Source organism: Geodermatophilus siccatus (assembly GCF_900103785.1).
Classification (GTDB): Bacteria; Actinomycetota; Actinomycetes; order Mycobacteriales; family Geodermatophilaceae; genus Geodermatophilus; species Geodermatophilus siccatus.
Genome location: NZ_FNHE01000003.1, coordinates 114,939 through 140,821 on the forward strand (window position 1 = coordinate 114,939; position 25,883 = coordinate 140,821).

Consider the following 25,883-nt stretch of genomic DNA (forward strand, 5'->3'; position numbering starts at 1 on the left):
GGTGTGGCAATGGTGCACAGGCTCGTCGTCAGCTACGGACAGCCCGACGACCCGGCGGCGTTCGACGCGTACTACCGCGACACGCACGTCCCGCTGGCCACGACGATGCCCGGCCTGGTCCGGTACACCCTCGGCCACCCGCAGCCGCTGGACCCGTCGCAGCCCGCGCCGTACCTGGTGGCGGAGCTGGACTTCGAGTCCGAGCAGGAGATGGGCGCCGCGTTCAACTCCGCGGAGGGGAAGGCGGCCGCCGACGACGTCGCCAACTTCGCCACCGGCGGCGTGACCATGACGCACTACGAGCTGGACGAGGTGCACGCCGCCCGGTGAACGGCGCCCAGGCACTCATCCGCACGCTGGTCTCCGCCGGGGTCGACGTCTGCTTCGCCAACCCCGGCACGTCGGAGATGCACTTCGTCGCGGCACTCGACGACGTCCCCGAGATGCGCGGCGTCCTGACGCTGTTCGAGGGCGTCGCGACCGGCGCCGCGGACGGCTACGCGCGCATGGCCGGGAAGCCGGCGGCCACGCTGCTGCACCTCGGCCCGGGGTTGGCCAACGGCCTGGCCAACCTGCACAACGCCCGCCGCGGCCGCGCACCGGTGGTCAACGTGGTCGGCGACCACGCCCGCTCGCACAAGCGGCTGGACGCGCCGCTGGAGTCCGACCTCGACGCCCTGGCCGGCGCGGTGTCGGGCTGGCTGCGGCGCTCGCTGTCGCCGGCCGACGTCGCCGCCGACGCCGCCGAGGCGGTCGCCGAGTCGGCCCGGCGCGGGATCGCCACGCTGGTGCTGCCGGCCGACGTCTCGTGGGAGGACGGCGCCGAGCCGGCCGGGCCGCTGTCGGTGCGCCCGGCACCGCAGGTGGCGCCGTCGGTGGTGGACGACGTGGCCGCGGTGCTGCGCTCCGGCGAGCCCACCGTGCTGTTCCTCGGCGGGGACGTCGTCGCCAGCGAGGAGGCGCTGCTGGCCGCCGGGCAGGTCGCCGCGGGCACCGGCGCGCGGCTGGTGGCCGAGACGTTCTCGGCGCGGGCGGTGCGCGGCGCCGGTCTGCCCGACCTCCCCAAGCTGCCCTACCCGCCGGAGATGGCGATCGCCGCGCTGGCCGGCACCCGCCACCTCGTGCTGGCCGGGGCCACCTCGCCGGTGCACTTCTTCGGCTACCCGGGCGTGCCCGGGACGCCGGTGCCCGAGGACTGCACGGTGCACGTGCTGTCCGCGCCCGGTGAGGACGGCGTCGCGGCGGTGCGGGCGCTGGCCGAGGTCGCCGCACCGGGCGTGCGCGCGGAGGTGCTGGAGGCCTCGCGGCCCGAGCTGCCGACCGGCGAGCTGACGCCGCGGGCGATGTCGGCCGTCGTCGGGGCGCTGCTGCCGGAGCGGGCGGTCGTGGTCGACGAGGTGCTGACCTCCGGCGTCGGGCTGGCCGAGCTGACCGCCGGCGCGCCTCGGCACGACTGGCTGGGGCTGACCGGCGGTGCGATCGGCGACGGGCTGCCCATGGCCGTGGGCGCCGCGGTGGCCTGCCCGGACCGGCCGGTGCTCGCGCTGCAGGCCGACGGCAGCGCGATGTACACCATCCAGGCGCTGTGGACGATGGCCCGCGAGCAGCTCGACGTCACCGTCGTCGTCTGCGACAACGGCTCCTACGCGATCCTGGAGCACGAGCTGTCGCGGGTGGGTGCGGCCGAGGACGGCAAGCGCGCCGGCGAGCTGCTGCACCTGGGCGGGCCGTCGCTGGACTTCGTCGCGCTGGCCACCGGCATGGGCGTGCCCGCGACCCGGGCCACGACCGCCGAGGAGCTGGCCGAGCAGCTGCGCGCGGCGCTGGCCGCCCCGGGTCCGCACCTGGTCGACGCGGTGCTGCCCGGCCGCAGGTGAGGTGGTCACGCGGGGCCCGGTGCGGCGCCTGGTCCGCGCGGGAGTCGTCCTCGCCGTCGTCCTGGTCGTGCTGAGCGGTCTGCTGTGGGGGCTGCAGCGGCGGCTCGTCTACTTCCCCGACGACGGCCCGGTGCCCGCGGCGGCCGCGGTGCTGCCCGGCGCCCGGGACGTCGTCCTGGAGACCTCCGACGGGCTGCGGCTGGGGGCGTGGTTCGTGCCCGGCCCCGCCCCGGGGGCACCCGCCGTGCTGGTGGCCAACGGAAACGGCGGGCACCGCGGGCTGCGGGCGCCGCTGGCCGCGGCGCTGGCCGGGCGGGGGCTGGCGGTGCTGCTGTTCGACTACCGCGGCTACGGCGGCAACCCCGGCAGTCCCAGCGAGGACGGGCTGGCGCGGGACGTGCGCGCCGCCCGCGCCCACCTGCTGGAGGAGGCCGGGGTGCCGCCGGACCGGGTGCTCTACCTGGGCGAGAGCCTGGGCGCGGCCGTCGTCACCGAGCTGGCGACCGAGCACCCGCCGGCCGGGCTGGTGCTGCGCTCGCCGTTCGTCGACCTCGCCGCCGTCGGCGCCGAGCACTACCCGTTCCTGCCGGTGCGCGCGCTGCTGCGCGACCGGTACCCGGTGGCGGAGCGGGTCGCGACGATCCGGGTGCCGACCACGGTGGTGCTGGGGGGAGCCGACTCGATCGTGCCGCCGGCGCAGAGCCGCGCCGTCGCCGCGGCGGCGGCCGGCCTGCACCGGCTGGTGGAGGTCCCCGGCGCCGACCACAACGACCGCGTGCTGCTCGACGGCGACGCGCTCGTCGACGCGGTCGTGGAGCTGGCCGGCCGCTGACGGGGCCGGTCCCCTCAGGTGGTCGCGCGGTAGAGGGTGTACCGGCCGACCCAGCGGTGCACGTCGGAGCCGGTCTCCACGACCTCGGCGAAGCCGGCCCGGCGGAGCAGGTCCGGGACGTCGTCGACGGCGTGCTCCCGGGTGAACCGGTGCCGGTGACCGGAGCCGCCGGACCCACCGACGTCCACCAGGTGCAGCGCACCCCCGGGGCGCAGCACCCGGAGCACCTCGCGCATCGCCGCGTCCCGCTCGCCGTCCGGCACGTGGTGCAGCATGAACGAGGAGAGGACGACGTCCACGCTGTCGTCGGCGTAGGGCAGCTCCTCGGCGTGGCCGCGGTCGAGCTGGACGGTCAGCCCGCGGCGGCGGGCCTTGCGGTGGGCGCGGGCGAGTGCGGCGAGGTCGGGGTCGAGTCCGACGACGACCGCCGCGGGCTGGTCCCGCTTGGCCGCGAGCAGCAGGTCGCCGGTGCCGCACCCGATCTCCAGCACCCGCTGGCCGGGCCGGAGGCCGGCCTGGTCGAGCAGCTGCCGGCGGATCCGCCGCACGCCGAGCAGCCGGTTCAACGGGTCGTAGAGGGGCAGCAGCCACGCGTGCCGCATCCCGGGCAGGAAATCGCGCTCGCCGCCGGTCACCGCCGTCCGCGTGCCCGTGCTGCCGGTCGTGCCACCCATGCCGATCTCCTCCGTCGTGCACGATGTTCCGGTCGTCACCGCTACTCTCGGCGGCCACGGGCGTGACGACAAGGGCGGGACATCGGTCGCGATGGGACCATCTTCGGGACCTCGGCGGCCCGTCGGCCGGCCGCTGACCGGCCGTCGGGTCGACGGTGCGCCGGTCTACGGGTACGAGCGGGTCGCGGGGCGGCCGCCGGTGACCGTCACCCGCCACGAGGGGACCCGCGGCCCCGCCGGGGGCCCGCTGCACGGGGCGCACGCGCACGACTTCCTCGTGCTGAGCCTGGTCGAGCGGGGTGCCGGGCGGCTGTGCCTGGACGGCCGGTGGTGGGAGGTCACCACCGGGGACCTCCTCGTGGTCGCTCCGGGGGAGGTGGTGACCCCGGAGTGGAGCGGGGATGCGGCCGAGGCGGCGGTGTGGTCGGCCCTCTTCCCGCCGGACGCGGTGGAGCGGCGCAGCCCCGGCTCGTTCGGGTCCTGGCGGGCACACCCGCTGCTGTTCCCGTTCGTCGGCCACCGGGCCGGCGGGGTCCAGCGGCTGTCGGTGCCCGAGGCGGACCAGCCCGCGTGGGCACGGCGGTTCGCCGAGCTGGACCGCGAGCTGGAGGAGCGGCGGGAGGGGTACGCCGAGGCCGCGCTGGCCCGGCTGACCCTGCTGCTGGTGGAGCTGGCCCGGCTGGCGGCCGACGTCCCGGGCTCCCTGCGGCTGCGCGACGACCCGCTGCTGGCCGCGGTCTTCGACGTCATCGAGCGCCGGTACGCCGAGCCGATCTCGTTGCGCGAGGTGGCCGACGCGGTGGGGCTGTCGGCGGGGCACCTGACGACGGTGGTCGGCCGGCGCACGGGGCGGACGGTGCAGCAGTGGATCACCGAACGGCGACTCGCCGAGGCCCGGCGGCTCCTCGCCGAGACCGACCTGACGGTGCAGGCGGTGGCCGGCCGGGTGGGCTACGCCGACGCGGGTTACCTGATCCGGCGGTTCCGCGCCGCGCACGGCGTCCCGCCGCAGGAGTGGCGCCGGGCGGGCCGCTCGCAGTGAGGGAGGGCCGGACCGCTGACGCCGCCGGGCGGTAGCCGCGGACGCACAGCGGGGCACGGAACGCGCGGGTTCCGCGTCGGCGGGGTGCGACACGCGCGCCCACCTGCGGGTCCTCCCTACGCTGCGCCGCCTGTGTCCGGCTCGACGAGGAGGCGTCATGCGGAAGGTGCTGGCGGGGACGGCGGCAGCGGCGGTGGTCCTGTCCGGGGGTGCGGTCTCCGCGGCCGAGGACCCGGCGGCGGGCGGGGACGACGGCTGGGCGCCCGTGCCCGAGGAGTACTGGGCGCCCTTCGACCTGGACATCTGCGGCTCGACGGTGACGGTCACCGGCGGCGACGTCCGCGAGGCCGAGGTGCGGATCGAGGTCCTCGACGACGGGTCCACCTTCACCGAGTACCGCGGCGGCCAGTCGGTCGACATCACCCGCCGGTCCGACGGCGCGACGATCGACGAGCTCGACATCTCTGGCGACACCTGGGAGCTGGTCTCGGCCGACGGGACCGAGGTGCTCGTCGAGCTCGAGGGCCCATCACTCGTCTGGGCCGTGAACGACGTCGAGCGGGCGGACGCCGACGAGGCCGGCCAGCCGTACTTCCTCCACTACGAGGAGGGGACGGTCCTGCTGCGCCTCGAGGTCGACCCGGCGACCGGGGAGTCGCTCGCCGCGGACACGCTGCGCGCCGACGTGGCGGAGGAGGACGAGGTGGACCTGTGCGCCGTCCTCGACGAGGTCGCCGCCGACCCCGGTGACGCGCGAGACGACTCCGGGCGCGGCGAGCGCGACGACTGAGCCGTCCCGACCCTCAGGGGCGGTGCTCGTGCTCTGCGTGCCCCTCGCACGCAGAGCACGAGCACCGCGGTGCACCCCTCCGCTCGGTCATCCCGCGGGGTGCAGCCCCGGGCGCGCCGGGACTCGTCAGCCAGGGGCTACGCCGCCGGCGTGTCCATGGGCCGGGAGACCCCTCACGCGCAGACCCAGACGTAGTACCAGTTCCCCCAGGCGTCCACGTACCACTCGTAGTAGCAGATCGTGTCCGGTTGCGCGGAGGCGGCCTCGGTCGTCGTGCTGGTGCTGTCGGACGCCGGCGCCGCGACGGCGACGCTCTGGTCGGCCGTGGTGGCAGCCATCGCGCTCGCGCCCGGCAGCAGCACGCCGCCGATGCCCAGGGTGGTCGCGGTGGCGGCCAGGACCAGGTGTCGCTTGGAGAGGGCCATGGTTCCTCCAGGTCGTCCGGGGCAGGGCAGGATCGGCCCTGCTCGTGGTGGGAGATGTGGTGAGCGATCCCTGATCGCTCGGGTCGGCACTGCCTCCGCGGTGGATCGGAGTGCCGTTCCGTTCCTGCGTGACCAGGATCCAGCCGACGACTCGACCGTTGAATGGAGCTGTCCCCCCGATCGACGGGATGCCTCCCCCCGACCGGCCGGATGCTGACCCCCGGGGTCGACCCCACGGGAGCGGTCGTGCGCCGTGGGGTCCGCCCCCGCCGGTGAGCGACGGCCGACGACCGGCACCGGCGGGTAGCCGCCGCCGCACCGTCGGGGACGGAACGCGGGGGTCCCTGTCCACACGGTCCTACGACCGGCGCGGGCTGCCGCACCCCTCCCTACGCTGCGCCGCCGAGGGACCGACTCGGCGAGGAGGTGGTCGCGGTGCGACGAGTCCTGGTGGGAACGGCGGCGGCGGTGATGGTCCTGTCCGGAGGCGTGGCCTCCGCGGCGGACGCCCAGCCACCCGGGGACGACGAGGGCTGGGTCCCCGTCCCGGAGGAGTTCTACGAGCCGGTCGACGTGGAGGCCTGCGGATCGGTCGTCACGGTCGCCGGAGGGGACGTCCGCGAGGCGGAGGTGCGGCAGCAGGTCCTGGACGACGGCAGCACGTTCCTCGAGTTCCGCGGGAGCCGGACGGTCGACCTCACCCGGCAGTCCGACGGTGCCACCATCGACGAGCTGGACGTCTGGGGTCGCAGCTGGGACCTGGTGTCCTCCGACGGCAGCGAGGTGGTCGCCGAGCTCGACGGGCCGTTGGTGCTCTGGGCCGGCAACGACGTCGAGCGGGCGGCCGCGGACGAGGCCGGCCTGCCGCACCTGATGTACGTCCAGGAGGGCACCATCCTGCTGCGCCTGACGGTCGATCCGGCGACCGGGGAGTCCACGGCCGTGGACGGACTGCGGCTCGAGGCCGACGTCGTGGACCTCTGCGGCGTCCTGGACGAGGCCGCCGGCGACTGAGCCGACCGCCCACGTGGCGAGTGCCCCGCCCGGCCGCGAGCATGGGGACCTCGACGACAGGGGAGGCCGGGATGGACGCCGCAGCGCTGCGCGACCTGCAGGCACCGCTCAAGCAGCAGTACCGCGACGACCCGGCCTCGGCCTGCGTGAGCATGCACGCCGAGGCCGCCTTCGCCGAGCCGGGCGTCACCTGCACCGTGCAGACCTGGGCCGGGCCAGCCCGCGCCGGGCTGCACACCTCGACCGGCGGCGACGGCAGCGACGCCTGCTCCGGCGACATGCTGCTACAGGCGCTGCTGGCGTGCGCGGGGGTGACGATGCGCAGCGTGGCCACGTCGATGGGCGTGGACATCCGCTCGGCCCGGCTGACCGCGCGCGGCGAGATGGACGCCCGCGGGACGCTCGGCGTCTCCAAGGAGACACCGGTGGGGATGGGGACGATCACCGTCGACGCCGAGCTGGACACCGACGCCGACGACGCCACCCTCGCGAAGCTGGGCCAGCTGACCGAGCGCTACTGCGTGGTGGCCCGGACGTTGGCGCAGCCGCCGCACCTGACCGTCCGCCGCGCCTGAACACGGGCCCCTCCCTCCAGCGGGTCAGACCTCCCGCCTGACGCTTCCCCGGCGCGGTGCCGGCTTGGTCGACTGCGTCCGAGGGCCTGCCGAGCGCGGCCCGCGGGCTGCCGCCGGGACGGCGGGACGACACGGGGGAGCAGGATGACGGCGACAGCTGTGCCGGTCGAGCGGACGGCGGTCCGCGGGGGAGCCGCACGACCCGCGGTCCCGGAGCACCGCTTCCGGCACGACGTCGAGGGCCTGCGGGCTGTAGCCGTCGGTCTCGTCCTGCTCGACCACGTGTTCGGCTGGCCGTCGGGCGGGTTCGTCGGCGTCGACGTCTTCTTCGTCATCTCCGGCTTCCTCATCACCGGCCTGCTGGTCCGGGAGCGGCAGCGGACGGGGCGGATCTCCTTCCGCGCCTTCTACGTGCGCCGGGCCCGCCGGCTGATGCCCGCGGCGGTGACGACGCTGGTCGTCACCACGCTGGCCGCCTGGGTGCTCTTCGTCGACGGCCGCTTCCGGAACACCGTCACCGACGGCCTGTGGGCGCTGTTCTTCGGCGCCAACGTCAACTTCGCCCGGCAGGGCACCGACTACTTCCAGACCGACGCGGCGCCCTCACCGTTCCAGCACTTCTGGTCCCTCGCGGTCGAGGAGCAGTTCTACCTGCTCTGGCCGGTGCTGGTCCTCGCCGTCTTCGCGCTCACGGTCGGCCGGCGGCGGGGACGCACCGCCGTCCTCGGGCTGGCGGTGCTGGCGGTGACGGCGGCGTCGTTCGCCTGGTCCCTGCACGCGACGAGCACCGCGCCGGAGACCGCCTACTTCTCCACGTTCACCCGCGCCTGGGAGCTGGGGGTCGGCGCGCTGGTCGCCGTCACCGCCGCGGGGCTGCACCGGCTCCCGGCGCGGCTGCAGGCCGTGCTCGCCTGGGCGGGTCTGGCCGGCGTCGTCGCCTCGGCGTTCCTCATCACCGCGACCACACCGTTCCCGGGGTCCGCCGCGGCACTGCCGGTGCTGTCGACGGCGCTGCTCGTCGCCTTCGGGGCGGCACCCGGCGGGCCGGGGGTGCGGTGGGCGTTGGGCAGCGCGCCGGCGCGGTTCCTCGGCCGGATCTCCTACTCGCTCTACCTGTGGCACTGGCCGGTGGTCGTCGTCCTCGCCGCCGTGCTGGACCCGGAGTCGGTGGTCTACCACGCCGTCGTCCTCGCACTGTCGCTGTCGCTGGCCACGATCTCGTTCCACGTGGTGGAGCAGCCGGTGCTGCACTCGCGGTGGCTGCTCCCGCGAGCGCAGCGCCGCACCCGGCACCCGGCGGCTCCGGGCGTCTTCCGACGGGCCCGGGCGGTCGCCGGCGGCTCGGCGGCCACGGCGATCGTGCTCACCGCCGGGCTGCTGCTCGTCTCCCCGCCCGGGCAGCTCGACGCCCGGGCCGTGGCCGCGGCCGACGCCGCTCTGCGGGCCGAGGCCGAGGCGCGCGCGGCCGCGGAGGACGGCGGCACGGCCGAGGACCCGCTGACCCGCGAGATCCGCGCGGCGTCGGTCGCCCTCACCTGGCCCACCGACCTCTCGCCGAGCCTCGACGACCTGCCCGACTACCTGCGCACCCAGTGGTCGGAGGGCTGCTTCGACGTGCGCCCGGACAACGTGGCCGAGTGCGTCTACGGCGACCCGGCCGCGCCGCAGCGGGCCGTCGTGCTCGGTGACTCCATCGCCGGCGCGTGGCTGCCCGGGATCGTCTCGGGCCTGACCCCGCAGGGCTGGTCGGTGCAGACGCTGTCGATGGGCCGCTGCCCCAACGTGCTGGAGATGACGCTGGTCGGCGGGCAACCGTTCACCGAGTGCTCCGACCACCGGCAGTGGGCACTGGGCTGGATCGCGCAGAACAGCCCGGACCTGGTCGTGCTCAGCAACGCCTACGACGCCGAGCTCGCCGACCCCGCACTGGACCGGACGGCGGTCTTCCGCGACGGGCTGACCTCGATGGTCCGGCAGATCCAGGCCTCCGGTGCCCGGGTCGTCGTCCTCGGGGCGCCGCCGGAGACGGGCAACCTGCAGTCGTGCGCCAACGGGCTCAGCGAGCCCGCCGACTGCGCCGAGTCGCCCAGCCGGTCCTACCTGGCCTCGCTGTCGATCGAGGCCGAGGTCGCGGAGGCGACCGGCGCGACGGCGGTCGACCCGCAGCGCTGGTTCTGCGTCGACGACCTCTGCCCGCCGTTCGTCGGTGGCACGCCGGTCTTCGCCGACGGGGTGCACATGACGGCCGAGTACTCGGAGCGGATCGGCGGGTCCGTGGCGGAGGCGCTGCTGGAGTCCTGAGTCCGCCCAGCTCATCGAGCGCTACCGCGTCGCCGCCCGGACGGCGGCGCAGCCGCCGCACCTGACGGTCCACCCCGCCTGAGCACGGGCCCTCCCTCAGCGGGGCAGAGGCGATGGTCGGCCATGGGGCGTCGTTCCGGTCGGGCAGGCGCAGCCGGCCGGTCACCGGACCGGTCGGCGGGGCTCGGCCGGGCACCCGACCAGTCACGAGCGGCCGACACCACCCGGGGCCGGCGCCCGACACGTCCAAGGTGACCCGTCGTCCCTACCGGTCGGAGTTCGGTCGGTACCCACGGATCGGGCCGACCTCGGCGACCTTCGGATAGGCCGCCGGGTCCCGGTCGGCCCCGGCGGGGAACTCGAACAGATCGACCATGAGCACCAGCGGGTAGGCGAGGCCCTGCGGGACCACCCGGACGAGCTCGTCGTCGACGTACAACCGCGTCTCACCGGCGTCCCACGCCGCGGCATAGGAGTGCCAGTCGGTGGCGTCGAGATCGAGGGGGACGTCGGCCATGTCCGTCCCGAGCCGGGGGTCGTGGTGGGCCTTGACGCCCAGGCGCACCGTCGAGCCGTCCGGGCCGACGGTGTGGCCGTACAGCTCGGCGATGCAAATCTCCCCGGACTGGTCCGGTGCGGCCTCCTCCAGGCCCACGAGCCACACCGCGAGCATGCAGGTCGGGTCCGGAGTGGCCCGCAGCCGCGCTTCGACCAGCCCGCTGCTGGGCGTGTACAGCTGGCGGGTGGGGACGGCGGTCGCGACGCGGAGGTCGGGTCGGTGACGGTGTGTCCCGCGGTCGGACCCCACCTCGCCGGAGAACGACCCGGTCTGGAGGTTGGACACGCGCAGCTCGCCGTCGTCAGGGCGCCAGGCGGGCTGGTCGGCGTCGATGCGGAGACGGAGGACCCCGGGGACCAGGTCGTACCGGGCCGCCGACCGCTCGGGGGTCGTCCACTGTGGCAGGTAGTGGGCCATCCACCGGTGCGCGTCGACCTCCGTGCCGGTGAAGTCCTCGGCGAACTCCAGTTCGTACCCGGAGCGGTCCAGCCGACCGGTGCCGGCGGTCGGCCGGTTCACCGGGCCGGCGGGGCGTCGTCGAGCCACGCGCGCGCCAGCCGCCGGGGCGCCCGGGCCAGCCATGCCTCCGTGACCAGCTCCGTGAGTTCGCCGGGGTCGATGCGGTCCAGTTGGGCGAGCACGATCGGGTGACCGTCGAAGTGCGGCGTCGTCAGGTAGGTGTCCGGGTCGTCGGTCAGGAGCGCCTCCTTCGCGCCGAGGTCGGGCACCCACGCGCCGAGCGGCGGCGCGTCCGGTGCCCGGTCGCCCAGGTGGGTGAGGTCGGCCCTGCGCAGCGGCCGCTCCCAGACGAACAGCCGGTCGCGCACCCGCCACTCGGGATGACCGCGCGAGGTCCGCTCGCCGACCTCCGGGAGGTCGAGGGCGAGGGCGCGCACGTCCTCCCAGCCAGGCACGCCGGCAGGCTAGCCCGTCGCGGCTGCCAGGCCTCTCCGGTGCTGACTGAGCCAGTCGGCATCGTGGGCCGTGAGAGCGCACCCAGCGGTGGGTGGCGGCTCCCGGGGGTCGACCGGTCCTGAGGGGCCGCCGCAGTCGGGGACCGGTCGGGGGCGTCCTCAACGAGCTCGCGCTGCGCCTCCATCTCCCGCGTGAAGAGGTACTCGGTGCCCCGGGTCACCACGAGATCGTCCCCCACCACCCTGTGGGTGGTCGGGGTCGGCCTGTTCGGTCGGGATCGGTGTTCCACGGGCGCCAGAGGCACTGCGGCCGCGGTGACGTGGCGGTGACGCGGCCGACGCCAGGATGGACTCTCTGCCGAGGGAGGGGCCATGCCCAAGCGTCTGGTGATCTGCTGCGACGGCACCTGGAACACGCCGGACCAGGCCGCGGAGGGACGTCCCTGCCCCACCAACGTCACCAAGGTGGCCTTGGAAGTGGCGAAGAACGGCACTGGCAACTGGGTGCAGTGCGTCTACTACCTGCGCGGCGTCGGCACCGCACGCGGTGAACGGATCCGCGGTGGCGCGTTCGGGGTCGGCCTGTCGCGCAACGTGAAGGAGGCCTACCGGACCATCGTCGACAACTACGACGAGGGCGACGAGCTGTTCTTCTTCGGCTTCAGCCGAGGCGCCTTCACCGCGCGGAGCACGGTCGGGTTCGTGCGCAACTGCGGCGTGCTCAAACGGCAGCACGCCTCCCGTGTCGACGAGGCCTACGAGCTGTACCGGGATCGAGGCGCCCATCCCCGCGGCACCGAGTCCGAACTGTTCCGTCGCTCGTACTCCTACGAGCCCGACATCACCTTCATCGGCGTCTGGGACACCGTCGGGGCCCTGGGCATCCCGGTCCGGGGCCTGGGGTGGCTGAACAAGCGCTGGGCCTTCCACGACACCAAGCTCAGCTCCAAGGTGAAGAACGCCTTCCACGCTCTTGCCATCGACGAGAAGCGCGGCCCCTTCCAGCCCACGCTCTGGGAGCCGCATGACGGTGACGTGCACCCTGCCGACCAGCGACTCGAGCAGGTCTGGTTCTCCGGCGTGCACTGCGGAGTCGGGGGCGGCTACGCAGACACCTCCCTGTCCGACATCGCACTGCTGTGGATGGTCCAGCGAGCCAAAGAGTGCGGCCTGGTGTTCAACCAGGACGCCTTCCCCCCGCTGCCGTCAGAAGATCCGCCCGACGACAACCGTCCCCGCTTGGCGCCGACGTACGACGGCCGACTCCGGGAGTCCCGCACCGGCCTCTACCTGGCGTCCCTCAAGCACCACCGCGAGATCGGCAACCGTCACGCACGGACCGAGAGCGTGGCCTCGACTGCGGTTCTGCGCCACCAGCAGGATCGGTCGTACCGACCGCCGCGCCTCGGGGCGTACTTGAACCGGCGCGGCCCTAGTACCGACGTCGAGCCCGACTTCAAGGACATGGGCTACCGCTATCCCTGAGGCGCCTCGCCCGGTCCTACCGTCGGTCAGTCTGTCGCTGATCGCGTCATGACCCGAACCGGGATTCCCGGCGATCACTGCCCTGCACCATGACCGAGGACATCACCGGTGTGGTGACGCTGCGGTGACGGGCTGCCCGCGACACTGCGCCCGCCGTGCACGGCTCCCGACCGACCGCGGGAGCAGGTCGCGCTGGAGAGGAGGGGTCGACGTGTCGCTGGGTCGAGCCACCGCACCCGGGCGGCCAGAGCCGGACCGGGCTTCAGGAGGGAATCCGAAGCAGCAGCTGTCATCTGGGTGGCACCGCCGCGCGGACGACGCCCGGCCGGCGATCCACGGGTTCCGCGCCGAGCACGTCGGCGTGGACCCTGGCGGCACTCGGATCCGCGCCTCAGCCGCTCACCCGACGGGGCAGCTGGCCCTCCCCGTCCTGCTCGGGCGCGGCACAGGGAGACCGCCTGGAGACCCCGCGAGGGCGCACCCGCGTCCAGAGGAGGGGGAGAACGTCGCACCCGACCGCTGTCCCGAGAGGAGCACCCCGTGACCGCGACTCCGCGAACGGCCGACCTGTCCGAGGACCCGGCGCCCGTACCGTTGAGCGAGGGCACGCAGTCGTTCACTGCACTCGTGCACATCAAGCCGGGTCGGCGGGAGCGACTGCAGCAGGTCCTGGCGACGGTCGCCGCGCGGATCGCCGCAGGCGAGCGCGGCCCCCTCGATGAGATCGGCACCGTCCACTCCGCCCGGTGGGTGATCCTGCCCGACTACGGGGACGAGGGAGGCTTGCTGTTCGCCAGCGACTACGACGGCACGTGGGACGAGTACATCGAGGACTTCGCCAAGAAGGCAACGGAATCCTTCCAGCTCATCTACGACAACTGCGTGGGATGGCCGGAAGGCGGCGCCACCGACATCCCGGCGTTCAAGGAGTACATCAAGACACACGAGCTGACGCCGGAGGTCTACTACCGGGCCTACCCCAGGGCGACCGTCCGCCAGGTGAACAGCGCGCTGCGGCTGAAGCGGCACTTGCTCGACGTGTTCGACGCAGCGAGCGAGTAACGGAGGACCTCGTGCAGGGCGAGACGACAGTGCTGGACCGCAGCGACATCCAGGGCTTCGTGCTGCGCGGGTACCGCATGCCCCACGCCGCGTACCTGTTCTACCGGTTCACCGACGTGCCGGCCGCACGTGCATGGCTGGCCGGCATGGCCGATCCGGTCACCACGGCGGAGGAGTGGGACGCCGCACCGTCGTGGTGCGCGAACGTGGCATTGGCCCACCCGGGCCTGGAGGCGCTGGGCCTGCCGACGGAGTCCCTGGAGAGCTTTCCGGCGGACTTCCGCGAGGGCATGGCCGCGCGTGCTGCCGAGCACCTGGGCGACGTCGGCGACGACCTCCCCGACAACTGGGAGCCTGAGCCGCCCTTCGCCACCCGCGGCGTGCACGCGATGCTGATGCTCTCAGCGCACGACGAGGGCGAGCTCGATCAGCGGGTGCAGGCCTTCCGCGAGCGAGCCGGGGCCGGCCTCGAGGAGGTCGGCTGCGAAGGCGCCGCCGCGCTCGGTGGCGCGCACGCGGAGCGCGAGCACTTCAGCTTCCGGGATGGCATCTCCCAACCGGTCCTGCGCGGCAGCGGCTTGGAGAAGGACGCACCGCCCGGCCGGCCGCCGGTGAAGCCGGGGGAGTTCCTGCTCGGCCACCCTGACGAGCAGGACGCCGTGTGCCAGCTCCACCCCGCCATCCTCGGCCACAACGGCACCTACGCCGTGTACCGCAAGCTGTCCCAGGACGTCCCCGCATTCCGCCGCTTCCTACACGAGCAGGGCAGGGGCGACCCGGGCCTCCTGGCTGCGAAGCTGATGGGGCGCTGGCCCAGTGGAGCACCGCTCGCGCGGGCCGACCGGGCCGACGACCCCGTCCTGGCCTCCTGCGCGAAACACAACAACGCCTTCGACTACGCCGACGACCGGCTCGGTTACCGCTGCCCCCGCGGCGCGCACGTCCGCCGCGCCCACCCGCGCAACGGTCTGCCCTCCGAGCGCCGGCACCTGCTCATCCGCCGGGGGCTGCCGTACGGCCCCGAGCTGGGTGACGGAGCACCCGATGACGGCGCGGACCGCGGACTGGTCGGGGTCTTCCTCAACGCCAGCATCGAGCGCCAGTACGAGTTCGTGCAGCGTGAGTGGATCAACGCGCCGCGCTTCGACGATCTGGAGAACGACCCGGATCCGATCTCCGGACCGGGCGGGGGGAACTTCACCTGGCAGGGACGGCCTCCGCGCCGGCTCAAGGGCCTTCCCCGCTTCGTCACCGTGCGCGGCGGCGAGTACTTCTTCGTCCCCAGCATCACCGCTCTGCGGTTCCTGGGCGACACGTCCGCACCCTGAGGCGACGGCCCGGAGACGCTGATGACCGCGATCGCCCCGACGGCGGGAAGGTTCCTGACGACGTCTCGGCCGCCGAGGCGAAGACCCCGCTTGCGCCGCCCCATGCCCGACCCCGCCGATCCCTGGAACACCGGGGACCCGGAGGCCTGCGCCCGGAAGCGGCCACTGGACGCGGACTTGATCGTGGTGGATGAGTCCTCGGTGCCCGACCTGCCGCTGGTCGGGGACGTCGACCAGCAGCCCTCGGTGGGCGCCGGCGAGGTGCCGCGTGACCTGCTGCACACCGCCGTCGTCCGCGCCGAGCAGCTCGTCGTCCTCGTCGGCGCACCCCGCGCCCTCGCCCAGGCCGTGCGCGCCAACCGCTCCGGACGCCGGCACACCGCCCTCGCCCACCGCCTCCACCTGCTGGCGCGACGACCGGAGCACCCCCGGCGAGGACACCATGCCCCTGGCCACCTCCACCCGCACCGGCTCGACCGCGACCCGCTGACCGGTGCCGCGCCCCCTGGGGACGGGTCCGCGCGGACTGGGCGGCCGCAACCATCACCGCCCCTGGTCCACCCGCCGGTCACCCTCATGTGCGCCCGCCGGCTCCCGAGCGACTGATGCAACGACCTCCAGCAACCCCGCGGCGGCCGGGGCCACGTGCTGCCAGTGGACATCGCAATCGTGCGGCCAGTCGAGCAGGTCCGGCCACCGCCCGAGCAGCAGGTGCAGCCAGTACTTCCTGGTCGGTCGTCCCCGTCATGCGCTGCTCAGCAACCGACCGCGACACTCGGGGAGGCACCCGTGACCACAGCACAGCCCTACGTGCGCTACCGGGCGGACCTGGAGCAGCCGTTCCCGGACGAGGAGGAGATCGTCCGCCGGATCCTCGCGGCGATGGAGCGCGCCAACCGCCAGGTCTCCGCCAAGCACAGGCACGGCCTGCGCGACGCGCACGCCAAGAGCCACGGCATCCTCGCCGGCGAGCTGCGCATCGAGCCGGGCCTGCCCGCGCACCTCGCCCAGGGCCTGTTCGCCGCCCCTCGCACGTATCCGGTCATCGTGCGCTTCTCCACCTCGCCCGGTGACCTGCGTACCGACCGGGTGCCCGCCCCGCGCGGGATGGCCGTCAAGGTGATCGGGGTGGACGGTCCCCGGGCCGTCCAGGACGGTGCCACCACGCAGGACTTCCTCCTGGTCAACCACCCGACCCTGCCCTTCGGCACGGTCGGTGCGTACGTCGAGCTGCAGAAGGTGCTCGAGCGGCAGCACCGCCAGAGCGACCTGCGGCAGCGGTCCACCAGGCTGGTCGCCCGAGTGCTCACCCGCCTCCGGTTCCCGCTCCCGCGGATCGCCGAGGTCCTGGCCACGCCGGGCCACCACATCCTCGGGGAGACCTTCCACTCGATGGCGGCCCTGCGCTACGGCGACCACGTCGCCAAGATCTCGGCCGCCCCGCTGTCCGAGGACGTGCGGGCGCTCACCGGCAGGCCCGTGGGCAGGCGCGCCGGGGAGTCGGCGCTGCGGGACCTGGTCGCGGACTTCTTCGCCCACCGCAGCGCCGAGTACGAGGTACGCGCCCAGCTGTGCGTCGACGTCCGCCGGATGCCGATCGAGGACGCCTCGAAGCACTGGCCGGAGGAGTTGTCCCCGCACCACCGGGTCGCGGTCCTGCACCTGCCGGCCCAGGACCCGTACAGCGACGCCCGTCGCCGCTACGCCGACGACGTCCTGTCGTTCAGTCCGTGGCACGCGCTGGAGGCCCACCGCCCCCTGGGCTCGATCATGCGTTCCCGTCGCGCGGCGTACGAGCGGTCCAGCGACTTCCGGCACACGGTGAACGGGGTCCAGCAGCGGGAGCCGTCGAGCGTCGAGGAGCTACCGGCCTGACGGCGCTCGCCCCGACGGCCCACTCCGCGCAGTGGGCCGCACGTCGGAGCGCGGCTCGCCCCGCGCCCTCAGGTCGTCGTCGATCCGGTGGGGGAGTGGCCGAGCCGGGAGCCGGGCTCGCAGGGGGTCGAGGCTCCGGCGGCCGACCCGAGGTGCCGGGCGAGGTCCCGCATCGTGACGACCACGTCGAGCCAGCAGAACGCGGCCCGCCCCGCGGCGACGACGTCCTCCAGGGAGAGCTCGGCGGGCCGGTGGTCCTGCGCGGCGGACGTCGGCGCCTCCGCACGGTCGGCCTCCGGATCCAGCACCTCGGCCAGGAGCGTCATCAGCTGGTCGTCGTCCCACCGGTACCCGTCGTTCTCGTCCACGACCGCCTCCCTCCGGCACCCGGCCGCACACCCGCAGACCGCAGAACGCCAGGCCAGGGTCCCGACGGGGTCCGTACTCTCCAGAGGCACGAGCCCCGCGTGCTGATACACCGCCCGCCGGACACATCGCTAGCGGCGCATCAGCCGGAACGAATGCGGGTGTGCCGACGGTCGCACCGTGCCTACAGTCGGCTCATGAGCCGGGCGCTCCGGTACGCACCGCCCCTCGCGAACCGTGACCTGATCGTGCGTCCCCGGCTGCTCGACGTCCTGCGGAGCCGCTTCGAGCGCCCCCTCACCGCGGTCGTCGCACCGGCCGGCTTCGGCAAGACCTCGCTGCTGGGACAGGCCGTCAGCGAGAACGCCCTCTCGCCCGCGGGGGAGGACCGCTGGCTGACCTGCCAGCTGGACGACACCACGCTGTCCGTCCTGGCCTCCGGCGCCTTCGCCGCCGTCGGGCTCTCCGCCCCGGTGCCGGAGGACCCGCGGCAGGCCGCGGTCGCGGTGGCCGAGGCGCTGTGGAGCGCGGCCCCGCGCCACGTGGCCCTCATCCTCGACGACGTGCACCTGGTGCTGCCGGGGTCGCCGGCTGCGGAGTTCCTCCGCCACCTCGTCGGGGAGCTGCCGAGGAACGGGCACCTGGTCCTCGCCTCCCGCCCGCCGCTGCCGCTGTCGGTCTCCCGGCTGGTGGCCAGCGGCGACGCCGTGGTCCTCCGCGAGACCGACCTGCAGTTCCGCGAGGACGAGGTGGCCGCGTTCGCCGAGTCCCGCGGCGTGCCGCCGGAGCTGCTCGACGACGTCGGCGGCTGGCCGGCCCTCGCGGAGCTGACGGCCACGGCGGGGCCCTTCGCCGTCAGCGGGTACGTCTGGGAGGAGCTGCTCGCCCAGCTGTCACCGGAGCGCCGCCACGCGCTCGCGCTGCTGGTCGCCGTGGGCGGCGCGGACGATGAGATCGCCGCGGCGCTGCTGGGTGAGGACGTGGACCTGCGGTCCCTGCTCGAGGGGCTGCCCCTGGTCGTGCGCTCGCCCTCGGGGTGGTGGTCGCTGCACGGGCTGTGGGCCGCTGCCCTGCAGCACCACCTCGACTCCGGGCAGGTGGCGGAGGCGCGGCGGACCGCGGCGGCCGTCCTGAGCGGCCGCGGGCAGTACCAGGAGGCGATGGGCCTGCTGCTCGACGCCCGGGCGTGGGAGGACGTCCGCCGGCTCGTCGTCGAGGTCTGCGAGTGCTGCACCGCCTTGGTGCCGACCGACGTCCTGGAGGGGTGGCTGCACCGGCTGCCGCCCGAGGTGCAGCAGAGCCCCGAGGGGCTGCTGCTGGCCGCCATGGCGGCGGAGCAGGCCAGCCCGAGCGCGGCCGAGGAGTTCCTGGTGCAGGCGCTCGAGGGTGCGCACGGGGCCCCCGCTGTGCGCTACGCGTGCCTGAACGCGCTGGTGCACCTGGCGTTCTGGGGCAACGACCGGCGGCGGCTGGAGTTCCTGCTGGAGGAGCTGGAGGAGCTGGCACGGGAGGGGCACCCCGGCGCCCCGGCGTTCGTCGCGCTGCTCCAGGGCATGCTGGCGCACTCGGTCGACGAGGTCCGCTCGGCGCTGGCGGCCCCGGGGCTGTCGACCCGGACACCGCCGAACCCGGTGCAGGACTGGCTGCACGCCCACCTCGTCCTGCTCAGGCTGGGCGACGCCGCGGCCGGCGAGGTGCTCGCCCGCCGGTCGCTGTCCCACCCGGCGACCCCGGTGCACGGCATCTCACGGTGCCTCCTGCTCGAGTCCTTCCGCCTGCGGGGGCGCCTGGAGGATGCCGAGCGGCTGCTGCCGTACCTGCTCGCCGACATGCAGCCGGCCAAGGTGCTGACCTCGCCGGAACTGGTGACCTGTGCGGTGTCCGTGCTCGACGTCCTGGGGCGGCACGGGGAGGCAGCGGAGCTCCTCGGCAGGTACCGGCCGGTCCTCGGCGCCTCCCTGGTCGCCTGGGCCCCGCTCGCCCGGACGCTGGCCGAGGTCTTCCACGCCCTGTCGACGGGGGACGAGCAGCAGGCGGCGGCCTCCCTGCGGTCGATCGTCCCGTCGAACGGTGGGCGCCTCTCGGGTGCGCTGCGGGCCTCCCCGGTCGCGCTGCCGCTGCTCTACGTGCTGCTGCCCGAGGTCCGGGGACGCTGGGACGCCGACCCGCCGCCCGGCTCCCTCGCCGACCTGCACGCCGGGGCCCGGGCGCTCGTCGAGCTGCGCGAGCGCGGGTCGACGGCCGCGGCCGGCGCCGTCCCGCCCAGCGCCTGGCCGGTCCTGCGCGCCCTCCTGCCGGTGCCGTGGACGGCGCAGCTGGCCGTGGGGCTGGTCGCCGCCGGTCAGGACGGCGCACGGGCGATCGTCGAGGACCTCGGCCCCGCCGCCCGGGTGACCCTGCGGGCCCAGGCCGCGACGGCACCCGCGACCCTCGCGGCCACCGCCCGCTCGCTGCTGCGCGCGATCCCGGCGGTGCCGACCGCACGGTTGCACCTGCGCGTCCTCGGCCCGCTCGAGCTCCGCCGCGACGGCGTGGTCGTCGCCGCGCCGGAGCTGCGCCGGGAGCGGGTGCGCCAGCTCCTCGGCTACCTGCTCACCCACGACCGGCCGACCAGGACCGCCATCACCTCGGAGTTGTGGCCCGACCTCGACGACGCCGCAGCCGGCCGGAACCTGCGCGTGACCCTCGCCTACCTGCAGAACGTCCTCGAGCCCGACCGCGGTGAGCTCGACCCGCCGTACTTCCTCCGGAGTGCCGGCCCGGTGCTGCACCTGGTGACCGACGGCGCGCTGGAGATCGACGTGCTGCAGTTCGAGCGGGCCCTGGACGAGGCCGCCCGGCTGGAGCGCCAGGGCGCGCCCTCGGCGGCACTCTCCGCCTACCTGCAGGCGGCCGAGCTGTGGGGCGGGGACCTCCTCGCCGACGTGGCCGGCGGGACCTGGCTGGAGTGGGAGCGCGACCGGCTGCGCGGCAGGTTCGTCTCGAGCGCCGTCCGGGCCGGCAACCTGCTGCTCGCGCGGGGGGACACCCCGACGGCCCGGACCCTCGCCGAGCGGGCCCTCCGGGCCGACGACTGCTCCGAGGACGCCCACCAGCTGCTCGTCGCCGTCCACCTCGCCGACGGCGACCTCGTCGACGCGCACCGCGCCCTGCGTCGCTGCCAGCAGATGCTGCGCGAGCTGGGCGTGCCGCCCCAGCCGCGCACCCGCGCGCTCGCGCAGCGGCTGACCCCCCGCGGCTGAGGCCCGCTTCTCCCCGCTCTGAGCAGCGGCTTCGTCCGGCTGGCGCTCCGCTAGCGCGGCCTCTCGAACCTCTCCCGTGTCGGCGCGACGCGCCGAGCGGACGAGAGGAACAGGGACATGGAGCCTGCCGAGGTCACCGTGCTGGTCCACCGCGCTGCCGAGGGCGACCAGGCGGCCTGGGACGCGATCGTCGACGAGTACGCCGGCCTGCTGTGGTCGGTCGTCCGCGGGTTCCGGCTCAACGAGGCGCAGGCCGCGGACGCGGTGCAGACGACGTGGCTGCGGCTGGTCGAGCACGTCGCCGACCTCAGGGAGCCCGGGCACGTGGCGGGGTGGCTGAAGACGACCGCCCAGCGGGTGTGCCTGCAGGTGATCCGGCAGGGCGGCCGTGAACAGCTCACCGACTGGGACGAGGACCGCGGCGCCGGGGGCGGCGTCCGGGACGACGGCCTCGACGAGGACGGGCCCGAGGTGTCCGCGCTGCGGCGAGAGCAGCAGGAGCTGGTCCGTCGCGCGCTGGCCGACCTCCCCGACCGGCAGCGGCAGCTGATGGAGCTGCTGCTCGCGACTCCCGCGATCAGCTACCAGGAGATCGGCGCCCGCCTGGGCATGCCGGTCGGCAGCATCGGCCCGACGCGCGCCCGGATCCTCGCCCGCCTGCGGGAGTCGCTGGCCACGGCGGGGCTCCAGGACCTGGCCCTGCGGTGACCGTGCGCTGATCCGACGAGGGGTCGCCGTCCGTGTCCCCGCGGCCGCAACAGCAGGCCGCGGGGGCACGTGTCCTGCCGAACCGTCCCCGGCGTCGGGTGACACCCCGTACTCAGCGGCCCGTCGCTGCGCAGCGCCGCCTCCACCGTGCTCCTCCGAGATCCCCAGCGCCCGCGCGATCCGCTTGATCGGCAACCCCTCGGCCCGAGACAGTCGGCGGATCTGCGCCCAGTCCTCCACGGACAACACCCCGGTTCCTCCCCCGGCGCGACCCGAGCCAGGGTCTCGGGAGGGTCAGTTCCCGACCGTCGCCAAGCGGTCGACTCTCAAGCGTCGTCGACATACCGGGGCGTAGCGGGAACTCGTTGAGTTGGTTGCCGTGGTCGGTGGAGCTCCCGGTGTCTCGAGGCAGACGCCTCGTCCGCCTGCCGCACGACGTGCCTTGACTGCCATGGGGCTCGCGAGGAGGCTTGATTCCCTCGTGGTGACCCCTCTCCGGCCGGATCCAGGGGATCGAGCCGGACATCATGGGACTTCACATCCACGAGCGCCGGCCGCGGAAACGCGACCGTCGAACACCTCTTCTTGAGGCAATGGCACGAGAGACGCTGCACGTCTCCGTGGGCCACCGGGTAGGCGTTGACGCTGCCCGACGGACTGCCGTGACCCGGACATCGCGGGCAGGCCGCCTGGGAGGACGCCTCCCACTGGGACCTGCCGCGCTCCGTCCTTTCGAGACCAGCGACCCGAGTGCGGTTGCTGTCCACTCCCGCCAAGGAGGAAACGATGTCATCGAACAGAGAGGTCCGGCGATTCCCGACACCATGGCAGCGCGCCTGTGCCGCTGGAGGACCCTTGAGGGTGATGCTGGTGGTGGCAGCTCTCGTCGCCGCCACGCTCGGTGCGGCGAGCCCGGCGTCAGCCACGGTGCTGCCCGGGTTCCACCAACTGATGAATCGCCAGTCGGCTGAGTGTCTGGATGTCACCGGAGCAGCCCGCTACAACGGTGCTGAGGTGAGGGTCTGGCGCTGTGTGGGCGCAAGCAACCAGCTGTGGCAACCAGTCGCCACAAGTGGGTCGTCGTTGGTGCAGTTGCAGGTCCAGCACACGGGTAAGTGCCTGACCATCCAAGGCGAGGCGGTCAGGGGGGCCAACATCGTGCAGGACGTGTGCGTGGGGAGCTCTGACCAGCTGTGGAACATCACCCCCGCCCCGGATGGGTGGTCGGAGGTGCGGTCCTTGCTCCAGGACGTGATCGGCGGTTCAACAGTGCCGATGTGCCTGGACAAAGCGGGCAGCGACGTGACCGTGTGGCCCTGCCACAGTGGCTGGTGGCAGCACTGGAATTCGCTCGGCTGATCCCGCCTACGCTGATCCGGCTGCCATTCCAGCAGCCTCGGTGCGGCCCACGACGCCGGAGTGGGTGGCGGACCGGCGAGCAACGAGACCTAGCAGATTCGGCACGTCGAGGGCCGTAAGCAGCGCACGACGCCTGTACCGTCCAGCAGCCAGACTGGCGACGGCAGGGGTTCGTGTGAGCGGCTGGCTGGGGCTCGACTGGGGCAACGTCCCAACCTGGATCGGGACCATAGTGACCAGCAGCTCGTTCACGGTCGCCGCCCTCTCCTACCGGCGCAGCGTCCTCGACAAGGAGCGTGCCCAGGCCAGCAGCATCGCCGCCTGGGTCGGTATGAAGTGACCCCCGTCAGGCGCACACCTCGTTCTGTGCCAGCCGCATGTTCTCGTAGTCGGTGGGGCTGAGGTTGCCGAGCCGGGAGTGCCGGCGGCGGGTGTTGTAGAAGCCTTCGAGGTAAGAGAAGACCTCCATCTCCAGCTCATGGCGGGTGGGCCAGGAGCGGCGGTAGATCAGCTCGGTCTTCAAGGTGGCGAACACCGATTCGGCCATCGCGTTGTCGAACGCCGAGCCGACCCGGCCCATCGAGGCCAGCAGGCCGGAGGAACGTAGCGCCTTGCCAAACTCGTAGGAGGTGTACTGGCTGCCGCGGTCGGTGTGATGCACTGTCCCCGCCAGCGGCTTGCGGGTGGTGATGGCCATCCCGACGGCGTCGAGGACGAGCTCGGTGCGCAGGTGGTCGGCCATCGCCCAGCCCACGACCTTGCGGGAGAAGGCGTCGACCACGACCGCCAGGTAGACGAAGCCCTCCCAGGTCCGCAGTTAGGTGATGTCGGCGACCCACAGCTGATTGGGCGCGGTGGCGGTGAAGTCGCGCTCGACCCGGTCCGGCGCGGTCGCCGTCGAGGCGGCCCGGCGGCCGTACTTGCCGCGCCGCCGGCGGTGCACTCCTTCGATGGCGCCCAGGCGCATCAGCCGGGCGACCCGCTTGCGGTTCCAGGCGTGGCCACGGTCGCGGACCTCGGCGGTCAGCCGGCGGGCGCCATAGATCCGGCGGTGCTCCTCCCACGCGACCCGGGCGGCCTCGATGGCGTAGGCGTCGTCGAGTTCGGCGGCCGTCGGGCCACCGCGACGAGCGGCCCAGGCGTAGAAGCTGGTCGGGCTGATGCCGAACACCCGGCAGAGACGGCGCACGCCGTAGCTGGTCTTCTCCGCGGCGATGAACTCGCAGAGCACTCCGCGGTTCACCGGCCCGTCTCCCGGGCGAAGAAGACCGCGGCTTTTTTCAGGATCTCCCGCTCGAGCTCCAGCTCGGCGACCTTGCGCCGCAGCCGGGCCAGCTCGAATCGCTCATCGGCGGTGAGCGCGGCCGGCCCTTCGGCCCGCTGACGGCGCTCGGCCGCGACCCAGTTCCGCAGCGTCTCGTGGTTGACCCCCAGCTCGCCCGCCACGTCACGGACGCTGCGCCGGCTGTCCAGGACCAGCTGCGCTGCCCGCTGCCGGAACTCCTCGGGGTACTTGCTCCGTCGGCCCAAAGGGCCCTCCCTCCTTGACTGATGCCAAGTCTGGAGGTGTTCAGCCGACGGGGGTCACTTCAGTAGCCGGAACGAGAGCGGCCGACAGCAGCGCATCCTGTTCGTCAGCAACACCAGTGACGCCCCGGTGTACGACGTCAACGTCTGGGTGCCCGGCGTCAAGGAGCCCTACCGAATGGGCCAGGTACTCGCCAAAGCGACCTCCGAGCGCAAGCTCCCGTCAGAGGCCGGGACGGACGCGGAGTCCGTGTCGCGGGAGGTGGAAGTCAGCCTCCAGTTCGTAGGCGTGTCGATCGCCACCATCGGTGCTCAGTCGGTGAAGGCCGCCCTGCCACATCTCGAGTTCCGCGACTCCGCAGGTCGTGTGTGGCAGCGGGACGAGCGTGGGCGGTTGACCCCACTTCGCCAGGAGAAGTGGAGGTACACCGGACTGAAGATGAAGGTGCCCCTTCTGCCTCCCTTCCTGGAAGCATCGCTGGGGACACGAAAGCCGTCGAGACCATCGGAGGAAGGCGGTCAACCACCACACGGGAGGCACGGCCAACGGGATCGGACGACGCGCTCCTGATCAACGTCGCGATCGACATCCATCACGACGACCCGGAGTTCGGCTACCGGTTCATCGCCGACCAGCTCGCCGCACGCGGCGGGCGGCCTCCCGCAACCGGGTCAGCCGGCTGTGCAGCTCACAGCGGCGGTGGTCGGCGCACTCACGCAAGCGTGGTCTGAGCCGCAAGCCTGCCCGCCGGTACACGACGACACGGTGCTGCGCGACTTCACCGCAGAACACCCCGACCAGCTGTTGCGGACCGACATCACCGAGCACCTCACCGCCGAGGGCAAGCTCTATCCCTGCGCGGTCGAGTACGCCTGCTCCGAAGCGGATCGTCGGCTACTCCATCGGCGCCCGGATGACCTCCGACCTCGTGGTCGACGCGTTACGCATCGCCCTCGCGCTGCGCGGCACCATGGAGGCGGCATCCGGTCATCACCACCCGAGCCGACCCACGGATCGAGTCAGGCGACGTCGTGGATCACGTCATATCTCACGCTGGCCCAGTCGCCGCCCTCGTCCGAGTTCGGGACGAAGATTCTTGCTTCCTGATGGAAGTTCGGTGGCAGGGTGCGGAACTGACCGGAGAGCTCCCCGTCCAGATCGGAAGTGTCGCAGGACGCGCCTTCGTACAACTTGAGGTGAGGCTGCCAGACCACGTCGTCGTTGGCCTGCAGGGTTGCCGTGACGGTGAACTCTCCCCGCACCTCATCACCGTGGCAGTACGACACGAAGATCGATGACGAGGGAGCGAGGTGGGTGAGCCCCATCTTGCGGGTGAAATCGATCCCACTCTGGCTCGGGTTGTCGAAGTCCCCTTCGTCGTCGTTGAGGACAATTCCGCCTGTGACGGTCACGGTGTGGCCGCCGAAGGCGGCGGCCGGCTGGGCGGGGCCGAGGAGCAGCGAGGCGGGCAACGCCAAGGCAAGGGCAAGGGCACTACGGCGCGGATTCATGAACACCCCACATGGTCGAGCGGAGCCCGGTTGGGACCGCCGCCTTCCTTCTGGGACATCGCCGGCGCTGGTGATCGGGTGGGAGGCGTCCCTGCGCAGAGGTCGGTGATGGATGCGAGGTGAGAGCTTCTCGTGACGTGCGTCACCAGAGCATCACCGGGGCGTCACGGTCGCCGGGGAGCGCGGGTCGGCGCTGGTGGAGTTCACGTTCATCGCGATCATGGTGTTCGTGCCGCTGGTCTACATCGTGGCCGGGTTCTCGGCGGTGCAGCGCGGGGTGTTCGCCTCGACCGCGGCCGCGCGGGAGGCCGGGCGGGCGATGGGCACCGCACCGGACCCGGTGCCCGACGGGACCACCACCGCGCTCGGCCGGAGCCGGTGACCGTGGTGGCCGTTCCCCGGCCGGGGCACGGCGC

General features: G+C 73.6%; 27 protein-coding genes and 1 pseudogene. 19 read left to right on the top strand and 9 right to left on the bottom strand.

Annotated elements, in window-relative coordinates; genetic code table 11:
• The first annotated feature begins 9 nt into the window (after positions 1–9).
• From BLS21_RS06450 to BLS21_RS06460, 3 genes are read left to right on the top strand one after another with little or no spacing between them, the layout of a single operon-like run.
• Positions 10–330 carry an EthD family reductase gene (locus BLS21_RS06450; protein ID WP_091215407.1) on the top strand — a complete coding sequence of 107 codons (321 nt, stop codon included), beginning with the start codon at positions 10–12 and terminating at the stop codon, positions 328–330.
• Positions 327–1,877 (top strand): acetolactate synthase large subunit, encoded by a 1,551-nt coding sequence (locus BLS21_RS06455; RefSeq protein ID WP_091215408.1) that lies wholly within the window; start codon positions 327–329, stop codon positions 1,875–1,877. The genes BLS21_RS06450 and BLS21_RS06455 overlap by 4 nt, the downstream gene beginning before the upstream one ends.
• 1 nt (position 1,878) lies before the next feature.
• A complete protein-coding gene (locus BLS21_RS06460) occupies positions 1,879–2,709 on the top strand; it encodes an alpha/beta hydrolase (protein WP_245700111.1) in 831 nt (276 codons plus the stop codon).
• Between the two features lie 14 nt (positions 2,710–2,723).
• On the opposite strand, the gene BLS21_RS06465 is transcribed toward BLS21_RS06460, so the two are convergent.
• Positions 2,724–3,383, bottom strand: coding sequence for a class I SAM-dependent methyltransferase (locus BLS21_RS06465; protein ID WP_091215411.1), 660 nt, complete (start codon positions 3,381–3,383; stop codon positions 2,724–2,726).
• Here BLS21_RS06465 and BLS21_RS06470 point away from each other — a divergent pair.
• Both BLS21_RS06470 and BLS21_RS06475 read left to right on the top strand, forming a co-directional pair.
• On the top strand, positions 3,382–4,425 hold the full coding sequence (locus BLS21_RS06470) for an AraC family transcriptional regulator (RefSeq protein ID WP_217636022.1): 1,044 nt from the start codon (positions 3,382–3,384) through the stop codon (positions 4,423–4,425). The genes BLS21_RS06465 and BLS21_RS06470 overlap by 2 nt on opposite strands.
• Before the next feature lie 157 nt (positions 4,426–4,582).
• The gene (locus tag BLS21_RS06475) at positions 4,583–5,215 is read left to right on the top strand and encodes a hypothetical protein (protein WP_091215419.1); all 633 of its coding nucleotides are present in this window, start codon (positions 4,583–4,585) and stop codon (positions 5,213–5,215) included.
• A gap of 173 nt (positions 5,216–5,388) precedes the next feature.
• Here the strand turns inward: BLS21_RS06475 and BLS21_RS06480 are convergent, their stop codons facing one another.
• Complete coding sequence (locus tag BLS21_RS06480; protein ID WP_091215421.1) at positions 5,389–5,640, bottom strand: hypothetical protein; 252 nt, start codon at positions 5,638–5,640, stop codon at positions 5,389–5,391.
• 435 nt (positions 5,641–6,075) lie between these two features.
• Between BLS21_RS06480 and BLS21_RS06485 the strand changes: the two genes are divergently transcribed.
• The 3 genes from BLS21_RS06485 to BLS21_RS06495 all read left to right on the top strand — a co-directional run bounded on the left by BLS21_RS06485 (position 6,076) and on the right by BLS21_RS06495 (position 9,530).
• The gene (locus BLS21_RS06485) at positions 6,076–6,654 is read left to right on the top strand and encodes a hypothetical protein (protein WP_139177033.1); all 579 of its coding nucleotides are present in this window, start codon (positions 6,076–6,078) and stop codon (positions 6,652–6,654) included.
• A 71-nt stretch (positions 6,655–6,725) separates the two neighbouring features.
• Positions 6,726–7,229 carry an OsmC family protein gene (locus BLS21_RS06490; RefSeq protein ID WP_091215426.1) on the top strand — a complete coding sequence of 168 codons (504 nt, stop codon included), beginning with the start codon at positions 6,726–6,728 and terminating at the stop codon, positions 7,227–7,229.
• Positions 7,230–7,373: 144 nt separating this feature from the next.
• Positions 7,374–9,530, top strand: a complete 2,157-nt coding sequence (locus tag BLS21_RS06495) for an acyltransferase family protein (RefSeq protein WP_091215429.1) — start codon at positions 7,374–7,376, stop codon at positions 9,528–9,530.
• 265 nt (positions 9,531–9,795) lie between these two features.
• Here the strand turns inward: BLS21_RS06495 and BLS21_RS06500 are convergent, their stop codons facing one another.
• Both BLS21_RS06500 and BLS21_RS06505 read right to left on the bottom strand, forming a co-directional pair.
• On the bottom strand, positions 9,796–10,608 hold the full coding sequence (locus BLS21_RS06500) for a glycoside hydrolase family 16 protein (protein WP_217636024.1): 813 nt from the start codon (positions 10,606–10,608) through the stop codon (positions 9,796–9,798).
• Complete coding sequence (locus BLS21_RS06505) at positions 10,605–11,003, bottom strand: MmcQ/YjbR family DNA-binding protein (protein WP_091215431.1); 399 nt, start codon at positions 11,001–11,003, stop codon at positions 10,605–10,607. Before BLS21_RS06505 ends, BLS21_RS06500 begins: the two co-directional genes overlap by 4 nt.
• Positions 11,004–11,375: 372 nt before the next feature.
• Between BLS21_RS06505 and BLS21_RS06510 the strand changes: the two genes are divergently transcribed.
• The 5 genes from BLS21_RS06510 (at position 11,376) to BLS21_RS06525 (ending at position 16,753) form a co-directional block, all read left to right on the top strand.
• Positions 11,376–12,488 carry a DUF2235 domain-containing protein gene (locus tag BLS21_RS06510; RefSeq protein ID WP_091215434.1) on the top strand — a complete coding sequence of 371 codons (1,113 nt, stop codon included), beginning with the start codon at positions 11,376–11,378 and terminating at the stop codon, positions 12,486–12,488.
• 627 nt (positions 12,489–13,115) lie between these two features.
• Complete coding sequence (locus BLS21_RS25055; RefSeq protein ID WP_175479459.1) at positions 13,116–13,550, top strand: hypothetical protein; 435 nt, start codon at positions 13,116–13,118, stop codon at positions 13,548–13,550.
• An 11-nt stretch (positions 13,551–13,561) separates the two neighbouring features.
• Positions 13,562–14,878, top strand: a complete 1,317-nt coding sequence (locus BLS21_RS06515; RefSeq protein ID WP_175479460.1) for a Dyp-type peroxidase — start codon at positions 13,562–13,564, stop codon at positions 14,876–14,878.
• A 102-nt stretch (positions 14,879–14,980) separates the two neighbouring features.
• A complete protein-coding gene (locus BLS21_RS06520) occupies positions 14,981–15,484 on the top strand; it encodes a DEAD/DEAH box helicase family protein (RefSeq protein ID WP_091215441.1) in 504 nt (167 codons plus the stop codon).
• 183 nt (positions 15,485–15,667) lie between these two features.
• Positions 15,668–16,753, top strand: a complete 1,086-nt coding sequence (locus tag BLS21_RS06525) for a catalase family protein (RefSeq protein ID WP_091215444.1) — start codon at positions 15,668–15,670, stop codon at positions 16,751–16,753.
• Between the two features lie 68 nt (positions 16,754–16,821).
• On the opposite strand, the gene BLS21_RS06530 is transcribed toward BLS21_RS06525, so the two are convergent.
• Complete coding sequence (locus tag BLS21_RS06530; protein ID WP_091215447.1) at positions 16,822–17,121, bottom strand: hypothetical protein; 300 nt, start codon at positions 17,119–17,121, stop codon at positions 16,822–16,824.
• A 195-nt stretch (positions 17,122–17,316) separates the two neighbouring features.
• On the opposite strand from BLS21_RS06530, the gene BLS21_RS06535 reads away from it, so the two are divergent.
• The 3 genes from BLS21_RS06535 to BLS21_RS06545 all read left to right on the top strand — a co-directional run bounded on the left by BLS21_RS06535 (position 17,317) and on the right by BLS21_RS06545 (position 22,428).
• The gene (locus BLS21_RS06535) at positions 17,317–20,361 is read left to right on the top strand and encodes a BTAD domain-containing putative transcriptional regulator (RefSeq protein WP_091215450.1); all 3,045 of its coding nucleotides are present in this window, start codon (positions 17,317–17,319) and stop codon (positions 20,359–20,361) included.
• Positions 20,362–20,478: 117 nt separating this feature from the next.
• Positions 20,479–21,069 carry an RNA polymerase sigma factor gene (locus BLS21_RS06540; RefSeq protein ID WP_091215452.1) on the top strand — a complete coding sequence of 197 codons (591 nt, stop codon included), beginning with the start codon at positions 20,479–20,481 and terminating at the stop codon, positions 21,067–21,069.
• Between the two features lie 864 nt (positions 21,070–21,933).
• The gene (locus BLS21_RS06545) at positions 21,934–22,428 is read left to right on the top strand and encodes an RICIN domain-containing protein (protein ID WP_245700183.1); all 495 of its coding nucleotides are present in this window, start codon (positions 21,934–21,936) and stop codon (positions 22,426–22,428) included.
• A gap of 346 nt (positions 22,429–22,774) precedes the next feature.
• On the opposite strand, the gene BLS21_RS06550 is transcribed toward BLS21_RS06545, so the two are convergent.
• From BLS21_RS06550 to BLS21_RS06560, 3 genes are read right to left on the bottom strand one after another with little or no spacing between them, the layout of a single operon-like run.
• The gene (locus BLS21_RS06550; RefSeq protein ID WP_091215457.1) at positions 22,775–23,245 is read right to left on the bottom strand and encodes an IS3 family transposase; all 471 of its coding nucleotides are present in this window, start codon (positions 23,243–23,245) and stop codon (positions 22,775–22,777) included.
• Positions 23,246–23,671, bottom strand: coding sequence for an IS3 family transposase (locus BLS21_RS06555; protein ID WP_175479463.1), 426 nt, complete (start codon positions 23,669–23,671; stop codon positions 23,246–23,248).
• Positions 23,668–23,958, bottom strand: a complete 291-nt coding sequence (locus BLS21_RS06560; protein ID WP_091215463.1) for a transposase — start codon at positions 23,956–23,958, stop codon at positions 23,668–23,670. The genes BLS21_RS06555 and BLS21_RS06560 overlap by 4 nt, the downstream gene beginning before the upstream one ends.
• Before the next feature lie 127 nt (positions 23,959–24,085).
• Between BLS21_RS06560 and BLS21_RS06565 the strand changes: the two genes are divergently transcribed.
• Both BLS21_RS06565 and BLS21_RS25790 read left to right on the top strand, forming a co-directional pair.
• Complete coding sequence (locus tag BLS21_RS06565) at positions 24,086–24,526, top strand: hypothetical protein (protein ID WP_091215467.1); 441 nt, start codon at positions 24,086–24,088, stop codon at positions 24,524–24,526.
• Positions 24,514–24,920 (top strand): annotated as a pseudogene (locus tag BLS21_RS25790) (transposase); the annotation flags it as partial. The gene BLS21_RS06565 and the pseudogene BLS21_RS25790, both read left to right, overlap by 13 nt.
• Positions 24,921–24,975: 55 nt before the next feature.
• Here BLS21_RS25790 and BLS21_RS06570 read toward each other — a convergent pair.
• Positions 24,976–25,473, bottom strand: a complete 498-nt coding sequence (locus BLS21_RS06570; protein WP_091215470.1) for a hypothetical protein — start codon at positions 25,471–25,473, stop codon at positions 24,976–24,978.
• A gap of 190 nt (positions 25,474–25,663) precedes the next feature.
• On the opposite strand from BLS21_RS06570, the gene BLS21_RS06575 reads away from it, so the two are divergent.
• Positions 25,664–25,849, top strand: coding sequence for a hypothetical protein (locus BLS21_RS06575; RefSeq protein ID WP_091215472.1), 186 nt, complete (start codon positions 25,664–25,666; stop codon positions 25,847–25,849).
• Positions 25,850–25,883 lie beyond the last annotated feature (34 nt).

Coding starts and splice junctions, on each gene's coding strand:
- BLS21_RS06465 (WP_091215411.1), bottom strand. CDS start 3,383: ATGGGTGGCACGACCGGCAGCACGGGCACGCGGACGGCGGTGACCGGC.
- BLS21_RS06545 (WP_245700183.1), top strand. CDS start 21,934: ATGCTGGTGGTGGCAGCTCTCGTCGCCGCCACGCTCGGTGCGGCGAGC.
- BLS21_RS06535 (WP_091215450.1), top strand. CDS start 17,317: ATGAGCCGGGCGCTCCGGTACGCACCGCCCCTCGCGAACCGTGACCTG.
- BLS21_RS06480 (WP_091215421.1), bottom strand. CDS start 5,640: ATGGCCCTCTCCAAGCGACACCTGGTCCTGGCCGCCACCGCGACCACC.
- BLS21_RS06510 (WP_091215434.1), top strand. CDS start 11,376: ATGCCCAAGCGTCTGGTGATCTGCTGCGACGGCACCTGGAACACGCCG.
- BLS21_RS06495 (WP_091215429.1), top strand. CDS start 7,374: ATGACGGCGACAGCTGTGCCGGTCGAGCGGACGGCGGTCCGCGGGGGA.
- BLS21_RS06540 (WP_091215452.1), top strand. CDS start 20,479: ATGGAGCCTGCCGAGGTCACCGTGCTGGTCCACCGCGCTGCCGAGGGC.
- BLS21_RS06520 (WP_091215441.1), top strand. CDS start 14,981: ATGCCCGACCCCGCCGATCCCTGGAACACCGGGGACCCGGAGGCCTGC.
- BLS21_RS06475 (WP_091215419.1), top strand. CDS start 4,583: ATGCGGAAGGTGCTGGCGGGGACGGCGGCAGCGGCGGTGGTCCTGTCC.
- BLS21_RS06450 (WP_091215407.1), top strand. CDS start 10: ATGGTGCACAGGCTCGTCGTCAGCTACGGACAGCCCGACGACCCGGCG.
- BLS21_RS06470 (WP_217636022.1), top strand. CDS start 3,382: ATGCCGATCTCCTCCGTCGTGCACGATGTTCCGGTCGTCACCGCTACT.
- BLS21_RS06490 (WP_091215426.1), top strand. CDS start 6,726: ATGGACGCCGCAGCGCTGCGCGACCTGCAGGCACCGCTCAAGCAGCAG.